At 50.7% G+C, this 6,213-nt stretch carries 6 protein-coding genes; all 6 read right to left on the reverse strand.

Features of this window, described 5'->3' with window-relative positions; all coding sequences use genetic code 11:
* Nucleotides 1-9: 9 nt before the first annotated feature.
* The 6 genes from B2A78_RS19730 to B2A78_RS19755 all read right to left on the reverse strand — a co-directional run bounded on the left by B2A78_RS19730 (nucleotide 10) and on the right by B2A78_RS19755 (nucleotide 5,807).
* The gene (locus B2A78_RS19730) at nucleotides 10-300 is read right to left on the reverse strand and encodes a hypothetical protein (protein ID WP_077731755.1); all 291 of its coding nucleotides are present in this window, start codon (nucleotides 298-300) and stop codon (nucleotides 10-12) included.
* Nucleotides 301-335: 35 nt separating this feature from the next.
* Nucleotides 336-743, reverse strand: a complete 408-nt coding sequence (locus B2A78_RS25800) for a hypothetical protein (protein ID WP_143735234.1) — start codon at nucleotides 741-743, stop codon at nucleotides 336-338.
* A gap of 848 nt (nucleotides 744-1,591) precedes the next feature.
* Nucleotides 1,592-1,876, reverse strand: coding sequence for a hypothetical protein (locus tag B2A78_RS19740; protein WP_077731757.1), 285 nt, complete (start codon nucleotides 1,874-1,876; stop codon nucleotides 1,592-1,594).
* 34 nt (nucleotides 1,877-1,910) lie between these two features.
* Entirely contained in the window at nucleotides 1,911-2,318 is a 408-nt protein-coding gene (locus B2A78_RS25805) for a hypothetical protein (protein ID WP_143735235.1), read from the reverse strand.
* Between the two features lie 553 nt (nucleotides 2,319-2,871).
* Entirely contained in the window at nucleotides 2,872-4,227 is a 1,356-nt protein-coding gene (locus tag B2A78_RS19750; protein WP_077731759.1) for a sigma-54 dependent transcriptional regulator, read from the reverse strand.
* A gap of 329 nt (nucleotides 4,228-4,556) precedes the next feature.
* On the reverse strand, nucleotides 4,557-5,807 hold the full coding sequence (locus tag B2A78_RS19755; RefSeq protein WP_077731760.1) for a transporter: 1,251 nt from the start codon (nucleotides 5,805-5,807) through the stop codon (nucleotides 4,557-4,559).
* Nucleotides 5,808-6,213 lie beyond the last annotated feature (406 nt).

Consider the following 6,213-nt stretch of genomic DNA (forward strand, 5'->3'; position numbering starts at 1 on the left):
AGTTCGCCGTTATTGAATATACTGGTTTGTAACTTGCTTAATGCTCTGGGTGGTAGCTCCAAGTAGCCCGAGAAAACTCACGTTGTACGCGGTGATCGTAGGTACGGCTACGTTAAGACAGGTGTTCGCGAAACTCAGAAGACCAGAGCAAGACTGACCGCCCTCGACGGCCGCGAGCTGCGTTTCAGTCATCGGCGTCAGATTGGACACCTGCCCCAAAGCACGAAAATCGTTGTCGGCCAACGCCGGACCGGCAACCATCACCGAAGACAACACAGCAGCCAATGCATACGATTTCATAATCGAACTCCTTATCTAGGTCTTGCCTAATGCATTCATCCCTTACCATCGCACCCGTTCCTCAGAACAGTGCGCAGCAAGATCACAGTTATCAAATTCCCTTTTGTTCGAGTCGCATCCTTGCGACCGATAACCATATTGCAGACCTCGTGCCACCTTTGACCACCAGAATCCCGACCAGCCATTTTCAATTGTTTTAAAACGAGTTTTTTATTTTCCATATGCGCCGCCCCTGCCGCCGCCCCAGATTCCGCCGGCATGACATACCTCCACCGCCCGCTTTCCAGCTTGAAAATGTACGTTTTTGAAAAAGGTAAACACGCCGCTTTGCCTGAGGTATTGAGCCACGCCTTTATTTCCGGATTTAAATGGCGTAAGCCAGACGAAACAAGCCGATCTAAAACCGCCCCATTCCCGTTAAGGTACGTCAGCGCTCCGGCCATAACCGCCACCCGTGTTACACGGCTGTAATAGGGTGAATAACCCGGTCATATCACAGGACTTTATCGCGGTGAATTCGGTATAACAAAACGGTTACCCCCTTGCCCCAAAGCTGAGATTCCTCGAAGCGGCCCCGCCGCGTCCTTGGCCTCCGGTCCGAGTGCCTCGCGGCAACCAGGCGGCTCCCGAAACACCGGCCCACTTTTACAATTTTGTTATTCCCATCCTTCAGTTATACCGCCAGCAACTCTAAGTGACTGATTATATTGAGTGACTAATATTTTCGGTGAATTTAACTTCTTGATATTGCCGAGCTGCCGGGCGTTTAGATCCACTCCAGTCAGCGGGCAGTCGGGGCGCTCTTCTTCGCCGACACGGCGAAGAAAGAACAGCAAGATACCGATTTGGACGTACCGGGGTTAATGTAGGGAATATCAACAGCGCTTACGGACGTTCGAAGCAGTACCGACAACAGCCGATTTTCCGCTCCGCAATCTCGGCCACGATGGCAGGCTTTTGTAAATGAGGAGAGTTATTTTTGAAGTTTGATATCGTGCTTATTGATCAACCGATAAAACACAACAGGGAATACCCGAAGATTTGGGGAACGAAATAACGCTCAAAACAGAAAATGGATTGCTTTACGATATAGACTCTTGCGTTCTGGGGATATCGTGCTGAATTCGCATCGATACCCATTTTCCGTATAAAAACAACCTTTCAAGCCGATACTTTCAACCCATTCGGCTCTCGCCAGGCTCTCATCAAAAAGGCGAGGGCCGACTGATGATCGCCCCCCGCCTGATTCCCCGGTCCCGATCAGGATGCCATCGGGACTCCGAGTTCGCTGTTATTGAATATACTGTGACGTGATTTGCTTAATATACTGGCTGGGACTCCCCAAAATGCCCAGGTTAATTGCAACTACGGTAGGTACGGCTACGTTAAGACAGGTGTTCGCAAGATTGAATAAACCACCCGAGCAAGACTGGCCGCCCTCGACGGCCGCGAGCTGCGTTTCCGTCATCGGCGTCAGATTGGACACCTGCCCCAAAGCACGAAAATCGTTGTCGGCCAACGCCGGACCGGCAACCATCACCGAAGACAACACAGCAGCCAATGCATACGATTTCATAATCGAACTCCTTTCTAGGTCTTGCCTAATGCATTCATCCCTTACTATCGCACCCGTTCCTCAGAACAGTGCGCAGCAAGATCACAGTTATCAAATTCCCTTTTGTTCGAGTCGCATCCTTGCGACCAATAACCATATTGCAGACCTCGTGCCACCTTTGACCACCAGAATCCCGACCAGCCATTTTCAATTGTTTTAAAACGAGTTTTTTATTTTCCATATGCGCCGCCCCTGCCGCCGCTCCAGATTCCGCCGGCATGACATACCTCCACCGCCCGCTTTCCAGCTTGAAAATGTACGTTTTTGAAAAAGGTAAACACACCGCGTTGCCTGAGGTATTGAGCCACGCCTTTATTTCCGGGTTTAAATGGCGTAAGCCAGACGAAACAAGCCGATCTAAAACCGCCCCATTCCCGTTAAGGTACGTCAGCGCTCCGGCCATAACCGCCACCCGTGTTACACGGCTGTAATAGGGTGAATAACCCGGTCATATCACAGGACTTTATCGCGGTGAATTCGGTATAACAAAACGGTTACCCCCTTGCCCCAAAGCTGAGATTCCTCGAAGCGGCCCCGCCGCGTCCTTGGCTTCCGGTCCGAGTGCCTCGCGCCAACCAGGCGGCTCCCGAAACACCGGCCCACTTTTACAATTTTGTTATTCCCGTCCTTCCGCCGTACCGCCAGCAACCCTAAGTGACTGATTATATTGAATGATTGAGATTTTCGGTGAATTTAACTTTTTGAAAAAAGCCGACTAACAAATCCTTAAAGACACTCCCGTGCAACGAGCAATCATGGCCCTTCGTTGAGCCAATGCCGCGAAAACCGAAAAGCATAACCAAGAGAGTATCAGAGGTAATTTGCAGGCGCGCAGGCATATCACCATCGCTGCAAATTCTCTCCGAGGCAGCCAGACGTGCGTCGGTCAAACGGGTAAAAGGATTTTACTGCTTCGCTAGCTCAACCGTAACGACAGGTTTTTTAAATGGAAAAAATTATTTTTGAAGTTTAATATCGTGCTTCTTGATCAACCGGTAAAGCGTAACATGGGATACCCCCAATATTTGAGCAGCCGTCACTACGCTGTCGCCCGCCTGATCTAATACCCGGTGGAGTATGTCCTTCTCTGCCTGATCCTTGACAGCCTTCAGGTTTAGCGCGAGAGGCTGCGGCGAATATTCCTCCAAACCCAAATCCGCCGGCGAAATATACGCGTCGTCGCACATGACCAGCGCGCGCTCTACGCGGTTTTTCAATTCGCGCACGTTTCCAGGCCAACTGTAGTGCCGCATCACCTTCAACGCACGCCGACTGAACTGCCTTGCCTTACAGACATTTTGTTTCTTGAAACTATTTAGAAAGTACTCCGCCAGTAATTCAATATCGTAACCCCGGTCACGCAAAGGCGGCATGGTAACCCTCAAGACATTAAGTCGATAATAGAGATCTTCCCTGAAACGCCCTTTGCGGACAGCTTCCTCTAGGTCGACATGGGTTGCCGAAATGATTCTGACGTCGACGGCAATCTCTTCGTGGCCGCCGACTCGATAAATGGTTTTCTGCTGGAGAAAGCGAAGAAGATTGGCTTGCAAATCAAGCGGTAATTCACCGGTTTCATCCAGAAAAAGAGTACCCCCTCCGGCTTTTTCGATTAATCCCAGTTTTCGCTGATGAGCGCCGGTGAAAGCGCCTTTCTCGTAACCGAAAAGTTCCGACTGAATCAGATTGGACGGCAAAGCGGCGCAGTTGACGGCAACAAAAGGTCCTTCGGAACGTGGTGAATGATTGTGAATGGCTAACGCGGCCAATTCCTTGCCGGTGCCGCTTTCTCCCGTGATCAAAACTGGCAAGTCGTAAGATAAAACTTTGTCGATACTGTGAAGTACCCGCCTCATGGCCGGGCTTGATCCGATCAACTCGCTTTTATTGAGCCATTCGCTTGTACGCGGAAATACCTTCCTTCTAACTCCCGCCATACCGGATGCATGACCGAGTGTAATCCTTAGGCGGTCGATATCGAAAGGCAACGTGTGATAATCGTAGAAATACTCTGCGATAAGCCGGCAGACCGCCTCGTTTTCCATAGACGACGAAGATACCAAAGCCACCCACTGCATGGATGACCCTTCCGGATAATAAAAAATGTCGCCGATAACGCGCTGGAAAAAGTTTTCGTCGAATGGCTCGAATTGAATGAGCCCGACATGAAAATCGCCACTACTCAAAAGATTCCGAGCTTGTGCGGGATCACACGTAACATGAATATTGCGTCCCACCGCATTTCTTATCGATGAAACGGCATCATCTGCCTCTGGTTTGAGGGCGAGGTAAAGAACGTTGATACTTTCCATGTAATCTTCCCAACCTTGCGATCCGTGCAAGTTTTGGCTAAGAAAAAACGTCGAAACCGATAACAGGGTGCCGGTCAGCCTGCCTAGCCTGGGTCAATTGTTTCGCGAACTAGGTCATATCGTTTAGGCAGCCGCATCCAATGCAAAAACTTTCTTATGCAGTTTGCAAACACCTCCGGCTTATTACCAACACCATGTTTTACTGATCAACTACGTTAAAGGAGTCGAAAATGAGCCACCCCACTCTCTTCTCCAACCGGGAGAATGAAACCTTGAATAAAACAGCTACTCATAGCATTTAATCTCCTTTAGTTAGATAGACGCTCTGCTCATCGGAAAAAAGGCAGGGGATACTGTCGATCAAACCGGTACGGAACGTTGACGCCCGCGAAAAAATCCGTGGCCTCTTCGGTCAAGCCGAAATTTACGAAGGGTTCCACAAATAAGCCCTTAGCCACCTGTACGGTAACGGCCAAGTTGAGCGAGTGAATATCCCTGCCGGAACCCATAATTTCTCGACCATCGATCTTGTCTCGCAGTATCGCGGCACCGTTCAAGGCTGTGGAGAAACTTACCCGATCGTTCAACGAGAAGCCCATACCGAGGGAATAAGGAATTTGATCGCCCGGGTCAATTCTGCCGTCTTCGAGGACCGCGTTGTAACCCAGAGAACCGAAGAGAACTACCGGATCTACCGTCTTGACGAGCGATACGGAGCCACCGACATTCCAAAAGCCTGTGCCTAAACTGGGATCTACGATCAGTAAATTGGACCCTACGCTGGGCCCTAAAACACTCGTAAGGCCGCGCCCCTCGTGTCCGGTATTGGATTTGACGTTCAGGCTCAACGTTGTTTCCGGAACGAGGCCCTCTTCGTGCAAGGCGCCCCATCGCAGACTGCCGCTGACGTCACCCAGTCCGGAACCATCCTGCCGCCTAAAGCCTTCGCGAGCAAAAAACGGCTGAATTGTATCTAGTTCTAGCTCTTGGAAATTAAATGGAACGGATATATCCAGCTCGAGATCGTCGATCAAGCCGTAGCGAAACAAAACACCAGCGCTTGCCGCTCTAGCCCTCAATTTATATGGCGATATTTCGGATGTATCTTGAGCGTAACTCGCGATGAACTCGACCTGCAGATCGCCTCTCTTGAACAAGACCTTTTGCGATCTCAGGAATTGATCGAGTTCTATCTTGGCCTCCTCCGCCTCTTTTTCTCGGTCCCCCTCCTTCAACCCCATTTCCGGAGATACTTTTTTGGGCGCGGCGGGAGCCGTTTCGGCTTGTGCCGTCGCCGTCTTCTCCCCTTGCTCGGATGTCTCTGCCGCCGCTTCTTGGGTTTTCTGTGCCTGCGCCTGCGGCAAGGACTCTCGCTCCCAAGTTTCGTTTTCGATGAGAATCTGGACCTGCGCCTTCAGCGCCTCGACTTCTTGTTTCAGTTTCTCGTATTCACTCCGAGGAACGGTGTCCTCTACCGCTGATTTCGTCGCTCCCGCCTTCGTACGGGCGTAGGAAACACCGCTATCTACGAGCGCAAGCAAAAATGCCCCACAAATGAAGACTATGCATTTTTTTATCATTATCACTTCCTTGCCTGCCGCCGACCGCTAAATCGGCGGGACACGTTGATGGAACAACACCGAATAGAACTGATCGAAACATTCGGCGCGCCAGCACCGGCTTATGAGTAACACCTCAGCCACGATTCGATTGCCTCCGACAAGCCAAGGTTTTGAAAGATTGACTCTTCAGACGAGTGATTTCATAGGAGGCGCGCCGCGGCTTGTCGAAAACGGATCGATGCCGCGAAGAAAACAAGGGCGATGGATTGAAATTCGGCAAAGTGCCGTCCTTTGCGTGCAGCGCTGTCGCCTTGAACACCCGATGCGACCGGATTGAAGGCTTAACGTACACTATGCTCCCTCCTTGAACTCGATACGGCCGTAACGTTGCACGGCCATTTTGCGAAGTGTGGTTCGGACGACT

Source organism: Methylocaldum sp. 14B (assembly GCF_002005105.1).
Lineage (GTDB): Bacteria > Pseudomonadota > Gammaproteobacteria > Methylococcales > Methylococcaceae > Methylocaldum.